General features: G+C 65.3%; 20 protein-coding genes and 1 pseudogene. 13 read left to right on the forward strand and 8 right to left on the reverse strand.

The annotated features are described in order from the left end of the window. Positions 1-23: 23 nt before the first annotated feature. From V9L21_RS13280 to V9L21_RS13325, 10 genes are all read left to right on the forward strand, one after another. A complete protein-coding gene (locus tag V9L21_RS13280) occupies positions 24-1,376 on the forward strand; it encodes a GTP cyclohydrolase II (protein WP_337312508.1) in 1,353 nt (450 codons plus the stop codon). Beyond that, complete coding sequence (locus V9L21_RS13285) at positions 1,373-2,785, forward strand: URC4/urg3 family protein (protein WP_337312510.1); 1,413 nt, start codon at positions 1,373-1,375, stop codon at positions 2,783-2,785. The genes V9L21_RS13280 and V9L21_RS13285 overlap by 4 nt, the downstream gene beginning before the upstream one ends. Positions 2,786-2,817: 32 nt before the next feature. Then, positions 2,818-3,447, forward strand: coding sequence for a uracil phosphoribosyltransferase (gene upp / locus V9L21_RS13290; RefSeq protein ID WP_013541661.1), 630 nt, complete (start codon positions 2,818-2,820; stop codon positions 3,445-3,447). Positions 3,448-3,526: 79 nt separating this feature from the next. Then, positions 3,527-4,528 (forward strand): BMP family protein, encoded by a 1,002-nt coding sequence (locus V9L21_RS13295; RefSeq protein ID WP_337312511.1) that lies wholly within the window; start codon positions 3,527-3,529, stop codon positions 4,526-4,528. A gap of 14 nt (positions 4,529-4,542) precedes the next feature. Then, positions 4,543-5,481, forward strand: a complete 939-nt coding sequence (locus V9L21_RS13300; protein ID WP_337312513.1) for a 5'-methylthioadenosine/S-adenosylhomocysteine nucleosidase — start codon at positions 4,543-4,545, stop codon at positions 5,479-5,481. Further along, the gene (locus tag V9L21_RS13305) at positions 5,472-7,076 is read left to right on the forward strand and encodes an ABC transporter ATP-binding protein (RefSeq protein WP_337312515.1); all 1,605 of its coding nucleotides are present in this window, start codon (positions 5,472-5,474) and stop codon (positions 7,074-7,076) included. Before V9L21_RS13300 ends, V9L21_RS13305 begins: the two co-directional genes overlap by 10 nt. Then, the gene (locus V9L21_RS13310) at positions 7,076-8,137 is read left to right on the forward strand and encodes an ABC transporter permease (protein ID WP_337312552.1); all 1,062 of its coding nucleotides are present in this window, start codon (positions 7,076-7,078) and stop codon (positions 8,135-8,137) included. Before V9L21_RS13305 ends, V9L21_RS13310 begins: the two co-directional genes overlap by 1 nt. 130 nt (positions 8,138-8,267) lie before the next feature. Next, the gene (locus tag V9L21_RS13315; RefSeq protein ID WP_337312518.1) at positions 8,268-9,191 is read left to right on the forward strand and encodes an ABC transporter permease; all 924 of its coding nucleotides are present in this window, start codon (positions 8,268-8,270) and stop codon (positions 9,189-9,191) included. Next, positions 9,191-9,643: a hypothetical protein gene (locus tag V9L21_RS13320; protein WP_337312520.1), complete on the forward strand. Its 453-nt coding sequence runs from the start codon at positions 9,191-9,193 to the stop codon at positions 9,641-9,643. Before V9L21_RS13315 ends, V9L21_RS13320 begins: the two co-directional genes overlap by 1 nt. 35 nt (positions 9,644-9,678) lie before the next feature. Then, a complete protein-coding gene (locus tag V9L21_RS13325; protein WP_337312522.1) occupies positions 9,679-10,959 on the forward strand; it encodes an amidohydrolase family protein in 1,281 nt (426 codons plus the stop codon). 27 nt (positions 10,960-10,986) lie between these two features. Here the strand turns inward: V9L21_RS13325 and V9L21_RS13330 are convergent, their stop codons facing one another. The 7 genes from V9L21_RS13330 to icd form a co-directional block, all read right to left on the reverse strand. Beyond that, the gene (locus tag V9L21_RS13330; protein WP_337312523.1) at positions 10,987-11,553 is read right to left on the reverse strand and encodes a GNAT family N-acetyltransferase; all 567 of its coding nucleotides are present in this window, start codon (positions 11,551-11,553) and stop codon (positions 10,987-10,989) included. Next, positions 11,540-11,980 carry a DUF3574 domain-containing protein gene (locus V9L21_RS13335; RefSeq protein ID WP_337312525.1) on the reverse strand — a complete coding sequence of 147 codons (441 nt, stop codon included), beginning with the start codon at positions 11,978-11,980 and terminating at the stop codon, positions 11,540-11,542. The genes V9L21_RS13330 and V9L21_RS13335 overlap by 14 nt, the downstream gene beginning before the upstream one ends. Before the next feature lie 25 nt (positions 11,981-12,005). Further along, a complete protein-coding gene (gene sbcB / locus V9L21_RS13340; protein ID WP_337312527.1) occupies positions 12,006-13,445 on the reverse strand; it encodes an exodeoxyribonuclease I in 1,440 nt (479 codons plus the stop codon). Next, on the reverse strand, positions 13,446-14,891 hold the full coding sequence (gene cls, locus V9L21_RS13345; RefSeq protein ID WP_337312528.1) for a cardiolipin synthase: 1,446 nt from the start codon (positions 14,889-14,891) through the stop codon (positions 13,446-13,448). 115 nt (positions 14,892-15,006) lie between these two features. Then, complete coding sequence (clpA, locus tag V9L21_RS13350) at positions 15,007-17,328, reverse strand: ATP-dependent Clp protease ATP-binding subunit ClpA (protein ID WP_126746055.1); 2,322 nt, start codon at positions 17,326-17,328, stop codon at positions 15,007-15,009. A gap of 67 nt (positions 17,329-17,395) precedes the next feature. Continuing rightward, positions 17,396-17,755: an ATP-dependent Clp protease adapter ClpS gene (clpS, locus tag V9L21_RS13355; protein ID WP_021007487.1), complete on the reverse strand. Its 360-nt coding sequence runs from the start codon at positions 17,753-17,755 to the stop codon at positions 17,396-17,398. Positions 17,756-18,074: 319 nt separating this feature from the next. Beyond that, positions 18,075-19,334, reverse strand: a complete 1,260-nt coding sequence (gene icd / locus V9L21_RS13360) for an NADP-dependent isocitrate dehydrogenase (RefSeq protein WP_157614112.1) — start codon at positions 19,332-19,334, stop codon at positions 18,075-18,077. A gap of 219 nt (positions 19,335-19,553) precedes the next feature. Between icd and V9L21_RS13365 the strand changes: the two genes are divergently transcribed. From V9L21_RS13365 to V9L21_RS13375, 3 genes are all read left to right on the forward strand, one after another. Next, entirely contained in the window at positions 19,554-19,877 is a 324-nt protein-coding gene (locus tag V9L21_RS13365; protein ID WP_337312530.1) for a cell envelope biogenesis protein TolA, read from the forward strand. Positions 19,878-20,029: 152 nt separating this feature from the next. Beyond that, positions 20,030-20,233 carry a hypothetical protein gene (locus V9L21_RS13370; RefSeq protein ID WP_337312532.1) on the forward strand — a complete coding sequence of 68 codons (204 nt, stop codon included), beginning with the start codon at positions 20,030-20,032 and terminating at the stop codon, positions 20,231-20,233. Between the two features lie 94 nt (positions 20,234-20,327). Further along, entirely contained in the window at positions 20,328-20,786 is a 459-nt protein-coding gene (locus tag V9L21_RS13375; RefSeq protein WP_337297605.1) for a DUF192 domain-containing protein, read from the forward strand. Between the two features lie 69 nt (positions 20,787-20,855). On the opposite strand, the pseudogene V9L21_RS13380 reads toward V9L21_RS13375, so the two are convergent. Beyond that, positions 20,856-20,932, reverse strand: a pseudogene (locus tag V9L21_RS13380) (superoxide dismutase [Fe]); the annotation flags it as partial.

Here is a 20,932-nt window from a genome sequence, read left to right on the forward strand (position 1 = left end):
ATTGCATTTTTTGAGGGCCTCCAATGTCCGCAGATAGCACAGCGACCCGTTCCTCCATCTCGGCGCCTCCCGCGACCCCTGGCATTTCCGCGGATCCGGCGATCTCCGTCTCTCCCCTTCCCCCGCTCCACGCGTCCTCGTCGACCGGCCATATCCGGCTGACCTCCCATGCCGGCGGCTTTGGTGCGCTGCCCATCCGATGGGGCGCCGCCACCGCCGTCGAGCGCGGACCGGTGGTGGGCACCACCACCAAGCGGGCGCACCGCAACGTCATCGGCACGCACAGCGGCTCCTACAGCGTCTACCGCGCGCTTGCGGTGGCGGCAGGCGCGCTCAAGCGCGAGCACAAGGCCGACCTCACCAACACCGCGCCCACCGACGTGATCGGCCCCTATCCGCAATGGAGCGAGCCGGGCCGCATCGTTTCGCTCGACCCCTGGGGCGCGCTGGTGGCCGATGTGTTTTCCGCAGAGCTTGCCGCGGGCTACGACATCCGCCCGACCATCGCCATCACCAAGGCGCACGTGATCCTGCCCGAGGTGATCGAGGCGCTGCAAAGCGGCCGGCTCAAGGCCGACGGCCACTTTCTTACCACCGGCGGCGCCGCCATGGTCACCAAGGCCGCCATCGAACCGGTGTGGTACCTGCCCGAAGTGGCGCGGCGATTCGGCTGCTCCGAGACCGACTTGCGCCGAACGCTGTTCGAGGAAACCGGCGGCATGTACCCCGAGCTCGTCACGCGCTCCGACCTCGAAGTGTTCCTGCCGCCCATCGGCGGGCAGACGCTCTACATCTTCGGCAACCCGCGCGACCTGGCCAACCCGGAGGTGGAGCTCACCGCGCGCATCCACGACGAGTGCAACGGCTCCGACGTGTTCGGCTCCGACATCTGCACCTGCCGCCCGTACCTCACGCACGCCATCGAAGAATGCATCCAGGGCGCGCAGCGCGGCGGCGTGGGCCTCATTGCCTATTCGCGCAAAGAAGGCCGAGCCCTCGGCGAGGTAACCAAGTTCCTGGTCTACAACGCGCGCAAGCGCCAGGTGGGCGGCGACACGGCCGACCAGTATTTCGCGCGCACAGAGTGCGTGGCCGGGGTGCAGGACATGCGCTTCCAGGAACTGATGCCCGATGTCTTCCACTGGCTCGGCATCAAGAAGATCCATCGGCTCGTGTCGATGAGCAACATGAAGTTCGACGCGATCACCGGCTCGGGCATCGAGATCGGCGAGCGCGTGAACATTCCGGACGAACTGATTCCGGCCGACGCCCGAGTTGAGATGGACGCGAAGATGGCCGCCGGCTACTTCACGCCCGGCCCGGTGCCGACCGCCGAAGAACTCAAGAAGGCCAAAGGCCGGGGATTGAGCGAATGAGCGACAACAAGGAACACAGCAACAAATACCTGCCCGTGGACGGATCGGGCAACCTGCCGGCCGGCAGCGCGGGCGACATCGATCCGGCGATCGAATTTGCGCCCGACACCAGCCGCCCCGCGGGCGCCGCCACCCTCTTGCGCACCACCGGCGCCATTCGCGAACGCGCGGCCGCGCTGCTCGCTCGCGCACGCAGCGGCGAGTCGCGATGGTTTCGCATCGGCGGCGACGATGCGGTGGACGACGCGGCGCGCGCCGTGGCCGAGGTCACGCGCGAGCGCTACCCATGGGACACCATTCCGTATCACAGCCGCTGGCGCCACTTCGAGGCCGGCGGCGTCGACCGGCTGAAGCAACTCGACGCGCTGCTCGGCGACCGCATCGACGCCCGGCAGCGTGCCCGTGCGCACATCGACCTGGTGCTGGTAAGCGTGCTGCTCGATGCGGGCGCCGGCCCCAACTGGCATTACACCGAGCCGGCCACGGGCCAGCGTTTCACGCGCTCCGAAGGCCTGGGCGTGGCGAGCTTTCATGCCTTCACGAGCGGGCTTTTCTCGTCCGACCCCGACCATCCGCTGCAAGCCGATGCGGCCGGACTGCGCGGCCTGGTCACCGACCGGCTCGGCGATGCTTTTCAGGTGAGCGACGTCAATCCGCTGGTGGGCCTTGCCGGCCGCACCGTGCTGCTGCGTCGGCTGGGCGAAGCGATGAGCGAACAGCCCGAAACCTTCGGCGACGACGGCCGGCCGGCCGGCATGTTCGACGCGCTGGTTGCACCTTTTGGCGCTGCCGCGCCGCCCACCGCCGAAATTACTGCGCACCAGATACTCTCGCTGCTGCTCGAAACGCTCTCGCGCATCTGGCCCTCGGCCAACTCCATCGACAGCATTGCCGTCGACGGCAGCGACACCGCGGGCGGCATCGGTTCAAGCGACCCGGCGCTCGCGCTTGGCGACTGCTGGCGCCACAGCGCGGTGCGCGGGCCCGGCCTCACCAACGGGTGGATGCCGTTCCACAAGCTTTCGCAGTGGCTTACCTATTCGCTGCTCGAACCCTTCGAGTGGGCCGGCGTGAAGGTGCGCCAGCTCGACGCACTCACCGCCCTGCCCGAATACCGCAACGGCGGCCTGCTGATCGACAGCGGCGTGATCGTGCCGAAAGACCCGGCTTCTCTTTCGCGCACCTGGAAAGCCGGGGACGAGTTCATCGTCGAATGGCGCGCACTCACCGTGGCCCTGCTCGACGAGCTGGCGCCCCGCGTGCGCAAGATGCTCGACCGCACCGAAGAAGAATTGCCGCTGGCCTGCGTGCTCGAGGGCGGCACCTGGGCGGCAGGCCGTGTGCTGGCACAACGCTTGCGTGACGGAGCGCCACCGCTCCTGATCGAAAGCGACGGCACCGTCTTTTAGACTTGCGGGTTCAGCAACGGCAGAAAAATCAAATGAGCAACGTCCATCTCGTCGACCACCCCCTCGTCCAGCACAAGCTCACGCTGATGCGCCGCAAGGACGCTTCCACCAACAGCTTTCGGCGGCTGCTGAACGAAATCAGCATGCTCATGGCCTACGAGGTCACGCGCGACATGCCGATGCAGGACATCGAAGTGGAAACCCCGCTCGAGACCATGCAGGCCAAGGTCATCGACGGCAAGAAGCTGGTGCTGGTGTCCATCCTGCGCGCGGGCACCGGCATTCTGGACGGCATGCTTACCGTGGTGCCGGGCGCACGCGTCGGCCACATCGGCCTGTACCGCGATCCCAAGACGCTCACGGCCGTCGAGTACTACTTCAAGATGCCCGGCGAAATGGAGAACCGCGACGTGATCGTGGTCGACCCGATGCTGGCCACCGGCAACTCGGCCGTGGCTGCGGTGGAACGCCTGAAAGAACTCAACCCGAAATCGATCAAGTTCGTCTGCCTGCTGACCTGCCCTGAAGGCGTGGCCACCATGCAGAAGGCCCACCCCGACGTGCCGATCTACACCGCCGCAATCGACCGCGAGCTGAACAGCCACGGCTACATCCTGCCGGGCCTTGGCGACGCCGGCGACCGCATATTCGGCACCAAGTAGAGCCGACGCCTCAGGCGGCGGCGCGCGACCACGGTTCGGTCGGCAACAAGAAGATTTTCATACCTCGAGGAGAAGCATCGTGACAGCACGCCGTCAGTTGATCATTCGTTCCGCCGCCATTGCCGCGGCCCTTGCGGCGGGCGCGCCCGGCCTGGCGCTGGCGCAGGCCAAGCTGAAGGTGGCGGCGGTGTACACCGTGCCCTTCGAGCAGCAATGGGTAGGCCGCATCCACAAGGCGCTCAAGGCCGCCGAGGCACGCGGTGAGATCGAATACAAGGCGACCGAGAACGTCAGCAACGCCGACTACGAGCGCGTGATGCGCGAGTACGCCACGGGCGGCAACCAGCTGATCCTGGGTGAAGTGTTCGGCGTGGAAGCGGCGGCGCGCAAGGTGGCCAAAGACTTTCCCAAGGTCGCCTTCCTGATGGGCTCGTCGCTCAAGCCGCAGGCGCCCAACTTCAGCGTGTTCGACAACTACATCCAGGAGCCGGCGTACCTGAGCGGCATGGTGGCCGGCGGCATGACCAAGACCAACCGCATCGGCATGGTCGGCGGCTTTCCGATTCCCGAAGTGAACCGGCTCATGAACGCGTTCATGGCCGGCGCAAAGGAAACCAACCCCAAGGTCGAGTTCAGCGTGAGCTTCATCAACAGCTGGTTCGATCCGCCGAAGGCCAAGGAAGCGGCTTTCGCGATGATCGACAAGGGTGCGGACGTGATGTACGCCGAGCGCTTCGGCGTCTCTGATGCGGCCAAGGAAAAAGGCAAGCTCGCCATCGGCAACGTGATCGACACGCAGGCACAGTACCCGGACACGGTGGTTGCGTCGGCCCTGTGGAACTTCGAGCCGTCGGCCGACCGCGCGATCAAGCTCGTGAAGGAAGGCAAGTTTGCCGCCGAGGACTACGGCCCCTATTCGATGATGAAGCACAAGGGCTCGGAACTCGCGCCGCTCGGCACTTTCGAGAAGAAGGTCCCAGCCGATATCGTCGCCAAGGTCAAGGCAAAGCAGGCTGACATCCTGGCGGGCAAGGTCACCATCAAGGTCGACGACTCCCAGCCCAAATCGACCGCCAAGTGAGAGGACCGTTGAAGATGCGCTGGCGTTCTCTTCTTGCGGCCGGCGTGCTGGCCTTCGGTCTCGCGGGCTGCGCCGGCGTCTACAAGACTGGTGGCAGCAGCACCGGCGGCGTCCGGCTGGACGACACGCCGCGCATTGCGGTGATCTCGGCCTTCGAGCCCGAGCTCAAGCTGTTGCTGAACCGACTGCAGGGGCCAGCCAAGCACAGCGTCAACGGGGTCGAGTTCACTACCGGCACGCTCGAAGGCAAGCCGGTGGTGCTGTTCCTCTCGGGCATCAGCATGACCAACGCGACGATGAACACGCAACTGGTGCTCGACCGCTTTCGCGTGACCAGCATCGTGTTCAGCGGCATTGCAGGTGGGGTGAACCCATCGCTGCACGTGGGCGACGTCACGGTGCCCGCTCAATGGGGCCAGTACCTTGAGGTATTGATGGCCCGCGAAACCGCGCCGGGCAAGTTCACCGCGCCGCCGTTCATCACCGATGCCACGCTGCCCAACTTCGGCATGATGCATCCGCGCCCGGTGGAGGTGCGCTCGGCCGCAAAGCCGGGCATCGAACGCAAGTTCTGGTTCGAAGCCGATCCGAAGATGCTCGAGGTGGCGCGCAGCATCCGCAACGTCGACCTGGCGAACTGCAGTGCCGGCAAGTGCCTGGCGCGCAAGCCCCAGCTCGTCGTGGGCGGCAATGGCGTTTCGGGCCAGGCCTTCATGGACAACAAGGCGTATCGCGAATACACCTTCAAGACCTTTCAGGCCAACGTGCTCGACATGGAAACCGCGGCCGTGGGCATGGTGGCCTACAGCAACGGCGTGCCCTACATCGCCTTCCGTTCGCTCAGCGATCTCGCGGGCGGCGGCGAAGGCGAGAACGAGATGGGCACCTTCATGGGCATAGCGGCCGACAACTCGGCCAAGGTCATGCTGGCGTTCCTGGCTGCATGGAAGTGACCGGCGCTTCTGTCCTCCGCCTCCAGGGCATCACCAAGCGCTTCGGCTCCCTCGTCGCCAACGACGACATTTCCCTCGACCTGCAAGCGGGCGAGGTGCTCGCGCTCCTGGGCGAGAACGGCGCGGGCAAGTCGACGCTGATGTCCATCCTGTTCGGCCACTACGTGGCCGACGAAGGCAGCATCGAGGCCTTCGGCGCGCCGCTGCCTCCGGGCAACCCCAAGGCGGCACTGGCGGCGGGCGTGGGCATGGTGCACCAGCACTTCACGCTGGCCGACAACCTGAGCGTGCTCGACAACGTGATGATGGGCACGGAGCCGCTGTGGCGCGTGTTCTCGCGCCGCGCCGCGGCGCGCACCCGGCTGCTCGAAGTGGCGCAGCGCTTCGGTCTGCCGGTGCAGCCTGACGCGAAGATCGGCAGCCTCTCCGTCGGCGAGCGGCAGCGCGTCGAGATATTGAAGGCGCTGTACCGCGGCGCGCGCATTCTCATCCTGGATGAGCCGACTGCCGTGCTGACGCCGCAGGAAAGCGAAGCCTTGTTCGCCACGCTCGCTCAGATGGTGGCGCAGGGCCTCTCCGTCATCTTCATCAGCCACAAGCTGGGCGAGGTGCTGCGGGTCTCGCGGCGCATTGCCGTGCTGCGCGGCGGCAAGCTGGTGGCCGAGGCGCGCACGGCTGACACCACGCAGGCGCAACTCGCGCTGTGGATGGTCGGTCATGCGGTCGAAGCTGCGCAGCGGCAGCCAGCCGGTTCGGTGGGCGATGCGGTTTGCGTGCTCGACCGTGTAAGCACCGCATCGGCCAAGGGCGGCGCGCAAGACCATTCGAGCCCTCTTCACGAGGTGTCGCTCACGCTGCGCGGCGGGGAGATCACCGCCATTGCGGGCGTTTCGGGCAACGGCCAAGTCGCACTGGCCGAACTGCTGTGCGGCACGCGCCGTGCCGTCTCCGGCACCGCCCTGCTGATGGGCCGGGCGCTGCCGCCCTCGCCCTCTCGTCTGGTGCAGCGCGGGGTGGCACGCATTCCCGAAGACCGGCACGCTGTTGGGGTGGTCGGCGATTTGCCGGTGTGGGAGAACGCGGTGTCCGAACGGCTGCGCAGCCCGGTTTTCTCGCGCTGGTCTTTGTTCGTGCGGCGTGCGGCTGCGCGGCAGCATGCGCGGCGTATCGAACAGGCATTCGACGTGCGCGGCGCCGGCCTGATGTCCCCGGCGCGTTCGCTCTCCGGCGGGAATATGCAGAAATTGATCCTGGGGCGCGCGCTGCTCGCGCCCGAGCAGGTGGAAGACGCCGACAACAAGAAATATCCGACCCGCGCACCACGCCTGATCGTCGCGCATCAGCCGACCTGGGGCCTGGACATCGGCGCCGTGGCCTATGTGCAGCAGCAGCTCATTGCCGCGCGCGATGCCGGCGCGGCGGTGCTGGTGATTTCGGACGACCTCGACGAAGTGCTGGCACTCGGCGACCGCGTGTCGGTGATGCACGGCGGCCACCTGGGCGAGGCGCGCCCGGCCTCGGCCTGGACACGTGAAGCCATCGGCCTGGCAATGGCCGGCGCGACGGACGCCTCGCGCGGAAAGGCCCGGCCATGATGCGGCTCGAAAGACGCCACGAAACATCGCGTGCCGCACTGGTGCTGGCCCCTATCGGCGCGGTGCTGTTCACCATGCTGGTGAGCGCGCTGCTCGTGCTTTGGGCCGGCGCACCGGTCGGCCGAACCTACGCGCTGCTGCTGCAGGGCGGCTTCGGTTCGGTGTTCGCCTGGAGCGAAACGCTCACGCGCGCGATCCCGCTCATCCTGACCGGCCTGGCCGCGACGGTCGCGTTCAAGGCGCGGCTCTTCAACATCGGCGCCGAGGGCCAGCTGTTCGCCGGCGCCCTCGCCGCCGTGGCCGTGGGCGGCATGCACGGCGGCACGGGCTTCGAGCTTCAGCCGTTGCTGCTCTTCCCGCTGATGATGCTGGCCGCCGCCGTGGCGGGCGCCCTGCTTCTGCTCGGCCCCGCGCTGATGAAGAACAAGCTCGGCGTCGACGAGGTCGTGACCACGCTGCTGATCAACTTCATCGTGCTGCTCGGCGTTTCAGCGCTGCTCGACGGGCCGATGAAAGACCCGACCGCCATGGGCTGGCCGCAGAGCGTGTCGCTGCAGCCAGACCTGGAGCTCGGCAAACTGGTTGCGCAAACGCGTGTGCACACCGGCCTGCTCTGGGCGGTGTCGCTCGCGGTGATCGTCTGGGCGATCTTCAAGTACACGGTGCTGGGCTTCGACATTCGCGCGGTGGGCGCCAATGCGCGTGCGGCCGAGTTTGCGGGCGTGCCGGTGACGCGCACCGTGGTGATGGTGGCGCTGCTTTCCGGCGCACTGGCCGGGCTGGCCGGCGCCATCGAGGTGGCGGGCCGCACCAGCTATGTCACGCTCGACATGTCGCCTGGCTACGGCTACACCGGCATCGTGATCGCAATGCTGGCCGGGCTGCACCCGCTGGGCGTGATTGCCGCGGGCGTATTCGTGGCGGGCGTGCTGGTCGGTGCAGACACCATGAGCCGCGCAGTGGGCGTACCGACCTACATCGCCGATGTGATCGTCGCGGCCTCGCTGATCGCGGTGCTGGTCGCGACGCTGCTGACGCAGTACCGGGTGCGGATGAAATGACGACGATGTCCTCTTCGGTCTTGCTCCTTCCCCCGATGGGGGAAGGCTGGGATGGGGGCATCAGCGCCCACATCGAGCGCCGCGTGCCCCCACCCCGGCCCTCCCCCGAAAGGGGAGGGAGAAACTCCCCATGACCGACCTGCTCGATATTCTCGCCAACCCTGCCTTCTGGGTCGCGGTATTGCGCATCGCCACGCCGCTCATCCTCGGCACGCTGGGCGTGCTGCTGTGCGAACGCGCGGGCGTGCTCAACCTGGGCATCGAAGGGATCATGGTCGCGGGCGCCTTCACCGGATGGCTCGCGGTGTATGCCGGCGCGCCGCTGTGGGCCGGCGTGGCCGCGGCTGCGCTCACCGGCATGGTGTTCGGGCTGCTGCACGCCTTTCTCACCGTGGGCCTTGCGCTTTCGCAGCACGTCTCGGGGCTGGGCATCACGCTGCTGGCCACTGCACTCAGCTACTTCGGCTACCGCGTGAGCTTTCCGAAGGTGAACACGCCGCCAACCATCACGCCCTTCGCGCCGATGGACTGGCTGCCGCTGCCCATCCTGAATGCGCAGACATCGCTCACCCTGTTCGCGCTGCTGCTCGTGCCGGCCATTGCCTGGGTGCTGTACCGCACGCCGCTGGGCCTGGCGCTGCGCATGGTCGGCGAGAACCCGCAGGCGGCCGAGAGCCAGGGCGTATCGGTCGCGGCCATGCGCACCGGCGCCATCGTCGCCGGTTCGGCGCTGATGGGTGCCGCGGGCTCGTTCCTCACGCTCTCCGCCTTCAACGCCTTCTTTTTCAACATGGTGAACGGCCGCGGCTGGATCTGCGTGGCGCTGGTGGTGTTTGCCTCATGGCGGCCCGGCAAGGCCCTGTTGGGCGCGCTGCTGTTCGCGTTCTTCGACGCGCTGCAGCTTCGGCTGCAACAATCGGGCGATGCCGTGCTGCCCTACCAGATCTACCTGATGCTGCCGTACCTGCTGTCGATCCTCGCGCTGGTGCTGGTGGCGCGCAAGGCCAGCTATCCGCAGGCGCTGATGAAGCCGTATCGCAAGGGGGAGCGCTGATGCCGCGCGCAGTGCGCAAGATGCTGCTCACCGCGCTTACCGGCTTGTGCGGCACGGGCGCGCATGCGCTGGGCAGCGACTACAGCTACGACACTTTCAAGACACCCGATCCGATCACCTGGGTGCAGCTGTGCGGCACCTGGGGCAAGAACCACGAGGGCACCTACCGCGTGGTTCACGCCGACCAGTACGCACAATCTTTCCTCTACGTGCAGCGGATGACGCGCGATGCCAACGGCAGCCTGCATGCCGATCACACGCTGGCCATTGCCGAGCTCGACAACGACCATGCCGAGATTGCACTCACCGACCTCTCCTGCCGCGCCACGCCGCGCGGCATCGTGGTCACGGCCAAGGCCGCGTCTGGCCACGACGACAAGCTGCGCCGCGTGACCATCGAGGTCGGCCCGGCGCCGGGGCAGTACCGCTACCGGGCGCAGCGCACGCGCTGAACGCACGTTGCCAACACACAAGAAGACCTCCCACGATGCTCGACCTGCTCATCACCAACGCCACCCTCCCCGACGGCCGCACCGGCATGTCGATTGCCGTGCAGGGAGGCCGAATCGCCGAAGTCACCGCGGGCCTCGACGCACCGGCGCATGAAAAGCTCGATGCCCTGGGCTTGCTGCTTTCACCGCACTTTGTCGATCCGCATTTCCACATGGACGCCACGCTGAGCTACGGCCTGCCGCGCGTCAACGAAAGCGGCACGCTGCTCGAAGGCATTGCGCTGTGGGGCGAGCTCAAGCCGCTGCTCAAGGCCGATGCGCTGATCGAGCGTGCGCTGGCGTATTGCGACTGGGCGGTGGCCAAGGGCCTGCTGGCCGTGCGATCGCATGTGGACACGAGCGATCCGAGCCTGCTCGCGGTCGACGCTCTGCTCGAGGTGAAGCGCCAGGTCGCGCCGTACCTCGACCTGCAACTCGTGGCCTTTCCGCAGGATGGCGTACTGCGCTCGGCAGGCGGCGTCGACAACCTGAAGCGCGCGCTCGACAAGGGCGTGGACGTGGTCGGCGGCATTCCGCATTTCGAGCGCACCATGGCCGATGGCGCAGCCAGCGTCAAACTGCTGATGGAACTTGCGGCCGAGCGCGGCAAGCTGGTCGACATGCATTGCGACGAGTCGGACGACCCGCTGTCGCGCCACATCGAAACGCTGTCCGCCGAAACCTGGCGCCTGGGCATGCAGGGCCGCGTGACGGGCTCGCATTGCACGTCGATGCATTCGATGGACAACTACTACGTGAGCAAGCTGCTGCCGCTCATTGCGCAGAGCGGCGTCAGCGTGGTGTCCAACCCGCTGATCAACATCACCCTGCAGGGCCGCCACGACACCTACCCCAAGCGTCGCGGAATGACCCGCGTGCCCGAGTTGATGGCCAGCGGCGTGAACGTGGCGTTCGGCCACGACTGCGTGATGGACCCGTGGTACGGCATGGGCTCGGGCGACATGCTCGAGGTGGCGCACATGGGGTTGCATGTGGCGCAGATGACGAGCCAGGCCGGCATCCGCCAGTGCTTCGAGGCCGTGACCACGAACGCCGCGCGCGTGATGCACCTCGAAGGCTACGGCATCGAGGCGGGCTGCGACGCGAGCTTTGTGCTGCTGCAGGCGCGCGACGCGGTCGAAGCGATCCGGCTGCGCGCCACCAGGCTCAAGGTGTTCCGCAAGGGAAAGCTGCTGGCGGAAACGCCGGCCGCCACCGCTGCGCTGCATCTCCCGGATCGCGAGCAGGCCACCAGCTGGATGATTCGCAAGCCCTAGCCTTGCGCTTGCCGCCGCGCAGGCACTCTACGCAGGCGAGGCCCTGAGGTCGCACCACATGTGCACCTTGGCCAGCAAGACCCCATCGACCGCGATGGCCAGCGGCTCCACGCCGAAAACCTGAAATCCACAGCGCTCGTAAAGAGCTTGCGCGGTGCTGTTGCCCTCGGTAACGGTGAGCTGCACCAGCCGCAGCCGTTCGATTGCGCGCGCATGCGCCAGCACCGCAAGCACCAGCCGCCGGCCGAAACCGGCCCGGCGCGCGGAAGCCGCCACGGCCATGCCGAAGAGCGTGGCCTTGTGGCGGGCGCGCTGCCGCGCTTCGAAGCTCAAACCCGCCGCGCCCACCAGCACGCCCGCCTCGTCGAAAGCGCCATAGACCACGCTGGCCTCGCCTGCATCCGAACCCAGCCGTTCTTCCCACCACTCAAGCGGCAGGCCGGAGCGCTCTTCCGCCGTGGTGGTAAAGGCGCTGGGGTGCGTGGCATAGGCGTCGAGCATCAGGGCGCGGTAGCCCGCGGCATCGGCCGCCACAAGGCGCCGGACAGCGTTGCGGTCGTTTTCGTTTTCGTTTTCGTTTTCAGAAGCGAACACAGACGGACTGCCTCTCCTGCAGCACGGCCTCCTGGCCGAAGCGCTGCCTGTAGGTGTCGATGATCCGGGCGATGGCGGCATCGTCGTCGGCGCTGCGCGGGTGCAGCAGCACTACGAGCTTGGAGGGCTCGCGCACCACGCTGCCCGATGCGCCGCGCCACTGCCCTGCCGCATCGATGACCGTAAGGCCTTTCGGAAAGGCCGGCGTCACGACCGAATCGAGGAAAGCGGCCCACTGCGCGTTCGACACCTGCCCGCCGGCGGGAATGGAGCGGCCGAAGTACAGCGTGTCGCGTTCGAAAGCATCGAAGCCGGCTGCACACGCCCTGGATGTGCCAAACGCGGAGGGCATGGTGCTGCACCCGGCAAGCATGGCGAGCATTGCGGCAGAAGCTGCCAGGCGCAGGCGGGTGACGATCGGACGCATGGTGCGGCTCGCCGGGTCGGTTGCCTCAGGCTTCCGGCGCGATGGCTTCGGCGTACTCGTAAAGCGCGCCCAGGATTTCCTCACCGCGCTCGTCCGCGGTTTCGGACAGCGCATCGACTTCGCTGAACAGCATTTCAATGGTGCGCGCCCCACCCTCGCCTTTGAACAGCCGCGCGACGCGCAGCGCCTCCCACCGTTCGGTTTCCTGGGGGCTGAGAAGCTCCGGCCAATTGCGCGCCCGGTAGCGAAAGAGGATTTCCTCGAGGCGTCCGTCGTCGAAACCGGTACGGTCCTTCGCGAGTTCCTCGGGCGACAGTGCGCGCAGCTGGTTAAGGCGGCGCCTGTCCGCGTTGCCGACAAAGCCGCCGTACAGGTCTTCGTCCACGTCGGGCGTGGCCTCCTTGGGGCGGGCGTACACCTGCGACCAGATGGCGCTCATGTCGGGCAGGTCGCGCGCGATGGCGGCGTGGCGCATGGCCGCGTCGAGATCGACGTTCCAGCGCTCGGCCATGGCGGGCGCCAGCGTGCGCAGGTTGCCGACGACCATCGGCGACTTGTTGAGGTGAATGCCTTTCAGCGGCAGGCGGACCACGCCTTCGGGCAGGTCTGCGGTGCGGGTGAAGAGGCGCAGGCGCAGGGTTTCCACATCGATGTCGCGCAGCTCGCTCGGGTCGTGGGCCAGGTCCCACGCGAGCAGTTCGTTCTTGTTGGTCGGATGGCTCGCAAGGGGCCACATCACGCTGAGGCATCCGCGCTCGACCGGGAACATGCCCGAGACGTGCAGGAAAGGCTTGGCCGTTTCCCGCATGGCCGGCAGGCCGAGTTCGCTGGCCACGCGGTCTTTCTTGTGCAGGCCGAAGGCGAATTCGAAGAGCTTGGGCTGGCGGTCGCGAATTAGCCGGGCCAACGCAATGGTGGCGCGCACGTCGGAAAGCGCATCGTGCGCCGATTCATGCAGCAATCCGTTGGCGCGCGCCAGGTCTTCGAGCTTGAAGCTGGGCTTGCCGTCTTCCTTCTTCGGCCACTCGATGCCGTCGGGCCGCAGCGCGTAGGTCAGCCGCACCACATCGAGCAGGTCCCACCGGCCGCAATCGTTCTGCCATTCACGCGCATAGGGGTCGATAAGGTTGCGCCAGAACAAAAAGCGCGTGACCTCGTCGTCGAAGCGGATGGTGTTGTAGCCCACGCCGATGGTGCCGGGCTGAGAGAAAGCCTTCTCGATCTGCGCGGCGAAGGCGTGCTCGGGAACGCCGCGCTCCAGGCACACCTGCGGCGTGATGCCGGTGATCAGGCAGGCCTCGGGGCTGGGTAAATAGTCGGGCGCCGGCTTGCAATAGATCATCAGCGGCTCGCCGACTTCGTTCAGCTCTGCGTCGGTGCGAATGGCGGCGAACTGCGAAGGCCGGTCGCGGCGCGGCACGGCACCGAAGGTTTCGTAGTCGTGCCAGAGAAAGGTGTGGTTCATTCAGAGCAAGGGAGAAAACAATCGGGCAATTGCGTCGCCGAGGCGGCGCCAGAAACTCTGCGGGCGGTTGGCGCGCACCGCGCCGGAGCTGTGGAGGTCGGTTTCGAACTGCGCCGCCAAGGGGCGCGCCAGCTCTGGCCCGTAGACCACCGCGCTCACCTCGAAATTGAGCCTGAAGCTGCGGTTGTCGAAATTTGCGGTACCGATCATCGCGCAATGGTCGTCGACCACCAAGGTCTTGGAGTGCAGCATGCGGGCCTTGTACTCCCACACCTTCACGCCGGCCGCAATCAGCTCGTCGAAGTAGGAGCGCGCGGCCGCGCTCACAATGGCCGAATCGCTGCGGCGCGGCACCAGAAGACGCACGTCCACACCGCGCAGCGCCGCGCTGGTGAGTGCCATCATCGCGGGCTCGCCGGGCACGAAGTAAGGGGTGGTGAGCCAGGCCCGCTCGCTGGCCGAATGAATGGCCTCCACGTGCATGCGGTGGATGGGCTCGAGCATGTTGTCCGGGCCGCTGGTCACAATTTGCACAGGAATGTCGCCCGCCTCCACCTGCGGCAGCATGGCACCCATCAGGTGATCCATGTTGCGAAGGTCTTCGCCGGTGGCATAGGCCCAGTCTTCGAGAAAGGTGGTTTGGAGCCAGCGCACCGCGCTGCCTTCGATGCGCAGGTGCACGTCGTGATAGGCGTCGGGCCGCGTGCGCTTGTCTTCCTCGTCGGTGATGTTGACGCCGCCGGTAAAGCCCACGCGGCCGTCGCACACCACGATCTTGCGGTGGGTGCGGTAGTTGGTCACCGGCCTGAGGCGCCGGCCGATGCGTGTGTCATGGAATAGCGCAACCTCCACGCCCGCGGCAACAAGCGGCGCCATGAACTTGCGGCCGATACGCTTGGAGCCCAGCGCGTCGAGCAGAAGCCGCACCGCCACGCCCTGCCTGGCGCGTTCCACCAGCAGGTCGCGCAGCGCAGTGCCGATCTTGTCGGGCTCGAAGATGTAGTACTCGAGATGGATGTGGTCTTGCGCTTCGCGCACCGCATCGAAGATGGCGTCGAAGGTGCGCGCGCCGCCCGAAAGCAGTGCCACGCCCGTGGCGCTGGAAACCGGCAGCCCGCAAGCGGCGGTACCCAGCCTCGCCATCTGCTGCAGCGCCGGCGGCGCATTCTGTGCGGCGTCCCGCAGCCGCGCCAGCTCGCCCTGCGTATGGGCCTTGGCACGGCTGCGCAGGCGCTTGACGCGCTGCTTGCGCAAGCGCTGCGGCCCCAGGAAGTAATAGATGACGAAGCCCGCAAACGGCAACAGCGCGAGCGACAGGATCCAGCTCATGGTGGATACCGGCGCGCGCTTCTGCATCACGATCCAAACCGACAGCACGGCGATATAGCCGCTCCACGCCAGGGAGAGGCCGGTTTTCCATTCCTGGCTGAGCTCGGGAAGAATCAAGGTAAGGCTTGCGGTGCGGGGAAATTCGGCCTCAAAGAAAAAGGCCGGCAGCGAATGCTACCGGCCTTTTCAGTGTTGCCAGAAATACCGCGGAACCGGCCCTGCCGGCCCCGCTTTATCCTGCTGCAGCCTCTTCGGCCTCAGGCTTGGACTTGCCTTCCTTCTTGGGCAGCGGCTGGATGTCCAGCTGCACCTCGCCCTTGTCGTCGATGTCGACCGACAGGCGGCCGCCATCGATGAGTCGACCGAACAGCAGCTCGTCGGCCAGTGCACGACGGATCGTGTCCTGGATCAGGCGCTGCATCGGGCGGGCACCCATCAGCGGATCGAAGCCCTTCTTCGCCAGGTGCTTGCGCAAGCCGTCGCTGAACGTGACGTCGACCTTCTTCTCGGCCAGCTGCGTTTCGAGCTGGAGCAGGAACTTGTCGACCACGCGCAGGATGATCTGCTCGTCCAGTGCCTTGAAGCTCACGGTCGCGTCCAGGCGGTTGCGGAACTCCGGCGTGAACAGGCGCTTGATATCGGCCATTTCGTCGCCCGCCTGACGCGGGTTGGTGAAGCCGATGGTCGCCTTGTTCATGGTCTCGGCACCCGCATTGGTGGTCATCACGATGATCACGTTGCGGAAGTCGGCCTTGCGTCCGTTGTTGTCCGTCAGGGTGCCATGGTCCATGACCTGCAGCAGCACGTTGAAGATGTCCGGGTGCGCCTTCTCGATTTCGTCGAGCAGCAGCACCGCGTGCGGCTTCTTCGTGATGGCTTCGGTCAGGAGACCGCCCTGGTCGAACCCGACGTAGCCCGGAGGCGCGCCGATCAAACGGCTCACCGCATGGCGCTCCATGTACTCCGACATGTCGAAGCGGATCAGCTCGATGCCCATGATGTAGGCGAGCTGCTTGGCCGCTTCGGTCTTGCCCACGCCCGTGGGGCCGCTGAACAGGAAGGAACCGATCGGCTTGTCTTCGCGGCCAAGGCCCGAACGTGCCATCTTCACGGCGGAAGCCAGCACCTCGAGTGCCTTGTCCTGGCCGAACACCACGCTCTTCAGGTCGCGCTCGATCGTCTGCAGCTTGCCGCGGTCGTCGTTGCTGACGTTGGCCGGGGGAATGCGCGCGATCTTCGCGACGATGTCCTCGACCTCGGACTTGCTGATGGTCTTCTTGCGCTTGCTCGCGGGCAGGATGCGCTGCGCGGCACCGGCCTCGTCGATCACGTCGATGGCCTTGTCGGGCAGGTGGCGGTCGTTGATGTACTTGGCGCTCAGCTCGGCCGCAGCCTGCAGGGCCGCCACCGCGTACTTGACGCCGTGGTGCTCTTCAAAGCGCGACTTCAGGCCCTTCAGGATGTCGACGGTTTCCTGCACCGTCGGCTCGACCACGTCGACCTTCTGGAAGCGACGCGACAGGGCTGCATCCTTCTCGAAGATGCCGCGGTATTCGCTGAACGTGGTGGCGCCAATGCACTTGAGCTGGCCACTCGAGAGCGCCGGCTTGAGCAGGTTGGAAGCATCGAGCGTGCCGCCCGACGCCGCGCCCGCACCGATGAGCGTGTGGATCTCGTCGATGAACAGGATGGCGTTCGGCTTGTCCTTCAGCGACTTGAGCACGCCCTTCAGGCGCTGCTCGAAATCGCCGCGGTACTTGGTGCCGGCCAGCAACGCGCCCATGTCGAGCGAGTACACCTGTGCCTCGGCCAGGATTTCAGGCACGTCGGTCTGCGTGATGCGCCATGCCAGGCCTTCGGCGATGGCGGTCTTGCCCACGCCGGCCTCACCCACCAGCAGCGGGTTGTTCTTGCGCCGGCGGCAGAGAATCTGGATGACGCGCTCGACCTCGTATTCGCGGCCGATCAGCGGATCGATCTTGCCGTCCTTGGCGAGCTGGTTGAGGTTCTGCGTGAACTGTTCGAGAGGCGAAGCCTTCTCGTTCTTTTCGCCGCCGCCCTCTTCGCCCTCGCCCGAAGACGATTCGCTGCTGCCCTTGACCGCCTCGGGCGGATCGCTCTTCTTGATGCCGTGGGCAATGAAGTTCACCACGTCAAGGCGCGTCACGCCTTGCTGGTGGAGGTAGTACACCGCATGCGAATCTTTCTCGCCGAAGATCGCGACCAGCACGTTGGCGCCGGTGACTTCCTTCTTGCCGTTGCCGGTGGACTGCACATGCATGATGGCGCGCTGGATGACGCGCTGGAAACCCAGCGTGGGCTGGGTGTCGACATCGTCGGTACCCGCCACTTGCGGCGTGTTGTCCTTGATGAAGTTGGTGAGCGACGCCCGCAGGTCGTCGACGTTGGCCGAGCAGGCGCGCAGGACTTCTGCGGCGCTCGGGTTGTCCAGCAAAGCGAGCAACAGATGCTCCACGGTGATGAACTCGTGGCGCTGCTGCCTGGCCTCGACGAAGGCCATGTGCAAGCTGACTTCCAGTTCCTGGGCAATCATGTGATTTCCTTTTGCCTTGCTGTAAATAAGTTCTCAGATGGGTTGGAGCTTGCGCAATTCAACTGGTTCACGCAACAGGCTCGCTCACGCACTGCAGCGGATGTCCGGCCTGGTGCGCCGCCTCCATCACCTGGTTGACCTTGGTGGCCGCCAGATCGCGGGAATAAACCCCACAAACGCCGCGGCCATCGAGGTGAATCTTTAACATGATCTGGGTCGCGGTTTCGCGATCCTTGTTGAAATATTCTTGCAGGACGACGATTACGAACTCCATGGGGGTGTAGTCGTCGTTCAGCATGACCACTTGGTACATCTGGGGCGGCGCGGTTTTTTGCGGCCGCCGCTCCAGAACGACCGAATCTCCGTCATCCCCTGCCGGTTTCTGGGCCGGCGGAGTGCTGGGAGTCTTGGGAATTCTCGTTGCCATAAAAAAGATTCTATAGAGCGTGCAAGCACCGTGCCGGCGCAAGAAGACTTGGTGGCGCGTAATCGACAAATCAAGGGGCTTGCGTCGTGTGCGACACCACAAACGACGCAAAAAAACTCTGCCGTTTGCGCATGACACACGCGTAAATACTACGCGGCGCGCGCTTTGAAAAAAATGGGTATTTGGCGCAAGGTGTTCCATTTTTCCAACCGCTGCAGCCGCGACGCGCCAAAAGAAGAAAAGCCCTCGAGACCGTAAAGATCTCGAGGGCCTTGGCTCACGGCGCCCGGGGGGCGCCAAGCGCTATTGCTCGCGCAATTTACATGTGGTCGATCATGACCTGGCCGAAGCCCGAGCAGCTGACTTGCGTGGCGCCGTCCATCAGGCGCGCGAAGTCATAGGTGACCTTCTTGCTGGCAATGGACTTTTCCATCGAGCTGATGATCAGGTCGGCGGCTTCGGTCCAGCCCATGTGGCGCAGCATCATTTCGGCCGAGAGGATTTCGGAACCGGGGTTCACGTAGTCCTTGCCGGCGTACTTGGGAGCGGTGCCGTGGGTGGCTTCGAACATGGCGACGGTGTCGCTCAGGTTGGCGCCCGGGGCAATGCCGATGCCGCCGACTTGCGCGGCCAGCGCGTCCGACACGTAGTCGCCGTTGAGGTTCAGCGTGGCAATGACGCTGTACTCGGCGGGGCGCAGGAGAATCTGCTGCAGAAAGGCGTCGGCAATGCTGTCCTTGACGGTGATTTCCTTGCCCGTCTTGGGGTTCTTGAACTTCATCCACGGGCCGCCGTCGATCAGCTCGGCGCCGAATTCCTTGGCAGCCAGCGAGTAGGCCCAGTCACGGAAGCCACCTTCGGTGAACTTCATGATGTTGCCCTTGTGCACGATGGTCACGCTGGGCTTGTCGTTGTCGACCGCGTACTGCAGCGCCTTGCGCACGAGGCGCTCGGTGCCTTCCTTGGACACGGGCTTCACGCCGATGCCGGAGGTGTTGGGGAAGCGGATCTTCTTGACGCCCAGTTCGTCCTGCAGGAACTTGATGAGCTTCTTGGCCTTGTCGCTTTCGGCTTCGAACTCGATGCCGGCGTAGATGTCTTCCGAGTTCTCGCGGAAGATGACCATGTTGGTCTTGTGCGGCTCGCGCACCGGGCTGGGCACGCCTTCGAAATACTGGATGGGGCGCAGGCACACGTACAGGTCGAGTTCCTGACGCAGCGCAACGTTCAGCGAACGGATGCCGCCGCCGACGGGCGTGGTGAGAGGGCCCTTGATGGAAACCACGTAGTCGCGCACGGCGTGCAGCGTTTCTTCGGGCAGCCAGACGTCGGGGCCGTAGACTTTGGTCGACTTTTCGCCGGCATAGACTTCCATCCAGTGGATCTTCTTCTTGCCGCCGTAGGCCTTGGCCACCGCGGCGTCCACCACCTTCAGCATCACGGGGGTGATGTCCAGACCAGTGCCATCGCCTTCGATGAAGGGAATGATCGGCTGATCAGGCACATTGAGCGAGTTGTCGGCGTTGACAGTGATCTTCTGGCCTTCGGCCGGGACTTTGATGTGCTGGTAGCTGGACATGAGGGGGGATGACTCCGGGAGTGACGTAATTCGGACGACTGTCTGCGAATTCAGACAGCGACGGGGAATCGCTGTACAGCCCGCGAACAAATCGCTGTACATTTTAGACGCAACCCATCAGCAAGCGTTTGTCAACCTCGAGGCCAATGGTCTCGTTAGTGGCTGACCTTCTGCTCGCCGGGAGGCGTTTCCAACCAATTCTCGAATAGAGGAATCACAATGAGCAAAATTCTCGCAGTCATGATCGCTGGCTTGTTCGCCGCTGGCGCCTACGCCCAGAACCCCACCGGCACCACGCCCGAGCAAGGCAACGCTACCAACAGCAAGCCGCAAGCCCGTGCTGAAGCCAAGAAGGAAGCAAAGCCCGCCGGTCAAGTGGCTGCGCCCGCTGGCGATATCGCCAAGACGCCCGAAGGCGGTGCCATCGGCACCGACAAGGCTGCGACTGCTGGCGAAAAGCGCGCCGAAACGCGCGACCAGCGTCGTCGCAACAAGGACGGCAGCGTCAAGCGCAAGTCGACCCAAGGCAGCACCCCGAAGTAATTCGGCCAGCCGCACAAGAAAAGCGCTCTCCGGAGCGCTTTTTTTTCGTCTGTCCTGCCGCCGCCGCTGTCAACCGCGGCGAACGGCTGACGCGTTGAAGGTTGGCCTTCTCGCGAAGGTGATCCATATCAACAATCTCAAAGGATGTCTTCATGAACAAGCTGCTCGCAGCCCTCGTCGCCGGTCTCTTCGCAGCCGGCGCATTTGCCCAGCAAACCGAACCCGCTCCCAAGATGGACGCTCCTGTGGCGGCTGCCGCGCACAAGGCCAAGCAACCGGCCAAACACGCCGTGAAGAAGCACAAGGCGCGCCATCACGCGGCCAAGGCGCACGCGGCTGCAGCCAAGAAGGTGTAAGCTGCCCAGCTCACCGGCACTGCCTGCCAATGCCCGCATCAGCGGGCATTTTTCTTGGCCCCGCGCCCTTGAATCCGCCTTGAAAGAAGCTCCGATGTTCCAGCGTTTCGCCGCCCTGCTCCTGCTCGCCGCCTCCTTGATCGGCCCTGCACAGGCACAACAGCAACCCCAGACCGACCTCGCACGCACCAAGCTGTCCGTCGGCTTGTACAAGATCGATGCGCAAGTGGCGCAAACACCGCGGCAGCGGGAAATCGGCTTGATGTTCCGCAAGGAAATGCCGCAGTCCGAAGGCATGATCTTTGTTTTCGAGCAGCCGGCCACCCAGTGCTTCTGGATGAGAAACACCTTGCTGCCCTTGACCGCTGCCTTCGTGGCCGACGATGGCCGCATCGTCAACCTGGTTGACATGCAGCCCATGACCGAAAACTCGCACTGTTCCGAAGAGCCGGTGCGCTACGTTCTCGAAATGAATCAGGGCTGGTTCGCCAAGAAAAACATCAAGAAAGGCGCCAAGCTGGGCGGCGAGTTGTTTGCCGCTTCCAGGCGCTGAGTCACGCCGCCTGCGCGGCCCATGAAAAAAGCCGACCCGAGGGTCGGCTTTTTCAATTGGGAAACCGGTTCAGCCGAAGTTCTTGGCCGCGAAGTCCCAGTTCACCAGCTTGGCCAGGAAGGTCTCGACGAACTTCGGGCGCAGGT

This window comes from Variovorax sp. CCNWLW235 (assembly GCF_037204085.1).
GTDB lineage: Bacteria > Pseudomonadota > Gammaproteobacteria > Burkholderiales > Burkholderiaceae_C > Variovorax.

Excerpts from the sequence above, each read along its gene's own strand:
- V9L21_RS13280 (WP_337312508.1), top strand. The coding sequence starts at position 24 with ATGTCCGCAGATAGCACAGCGACCCGTTCCTCCATCTCGGCGCCTCCC.
- V9L21_RS13285 (WP_337312510.1), top strand. The coding sequence starts at position 1,373 with ATGAGCGACAACAAGGAACACAGCAACAAATACCTGCCCGTGGACGGA.
- upp (WP_013541661.1), top strand. The coding sequence starts at position 2,818 with ATGAGCAACGTCCATCTCGTCGACCACCCCCTCGTCCAGCACAAGCTC.
- V9L21_RS13300 (WP_337312513.1), top strand. The coding sequence starts at position 4,543 with ATGCGCTGGCGTTCTCTTCTTGCGGCCGGCGTGCTGGCCTTCGGTCTC.
- V9L21_RS13305 (WP_337312515.1), top strand. The coding sequence starts at position 5,472 with ATGGAAGTGACCGGCGCTTCTGTCCTCCGCCTCCAGGGCATCACCAAG.
- V9L21_RS13310 (WP_337312552.1), top strand. The coding sequence starts at position 7,076 with ATGCGGCTCGAAAGACGCCACGAAACATCGCGTGCCGCACTGGTGCTG.
- V9L21_RS13315 (WP_337312518.1), top strand. The coding sequence starts at position 8,268 with ATGACCGACCTGCTCGATATTCTCGCCAACCCTGCCTTCTGGGTCGCG.
- V9L21_RS13320 (WP_337312520.1), top strand. The coding sequence starts at position 9,191 with ATGCCGCGCGCAGTGCGCAAGATGCTGCTCACCGCGCTTACCGGCTTG.
- V9L21_RS13325 (WP_337312522.1), top strand. The coding sequence starts at position 9,679 with ATGCTCGACCTGCTCATCACCAACGCCACCCTCCCCGACGGCCGCACC.
- V9L21_RS13335 (WP_337312525.1), bottom strand. The coding sequence starts at position 11,980 with ATGCGTCCGATCGTCACCCGCCTGCGCCTGGCAGCTTCTGCCGCAATG.
- sbcB (WP_337312527.1), bottom strand. The coding sequence starts at position 13,445 with ATGAACCACACCTTTCTCTGGCACGACTACGAAACCTTCGGTGCCGTG.
- clpA (WP_126746055.1), bottom strand. The coding sequence starts at position 17,328 with ATGATTGCCCAGGAACTGGAAGTCAGCTTGCACATGGCCTTCGTCGAG.
- clpS (WP_021007487.1), bottom strand. The coding sequence starts at position 17,755 with ATGGCAACGAGAATTCCCAAGACTCCCAGCACTCCGCCGGCCCAGAAA.
- icd (WP_157614112.1), bottom strand. The coding sequence starts at position 19,334 with ATGTCCAGCTACCAGCACATCAAAGTCCCGGCCGAAGGCCAGAAGATC.
- V9L21_RS13365 (WP_337312530.1), top strand. The coding sequence starts at position 19,554 with ATGAGCAAAATTCTCGCAGTCATGATCGCTGGCTTGTTCGCCGCTGGC.
- V9L21_RS13370 (WP_337312532.1), top strand. The coding sequence starts at position 20,030 with ATGAACAAGCTGCTCGCAGCCCTCGTCGCCGGTCTCTTCGCAGCCGGC.
- V9L21_RS13375 (WP_337297605.1), top strand. The coding sequence starts at position 20,328 with ATGTTCCAGCGTTTCGCCGCCCTGCTCCTGCTCGCCGCCTCCTTGATC.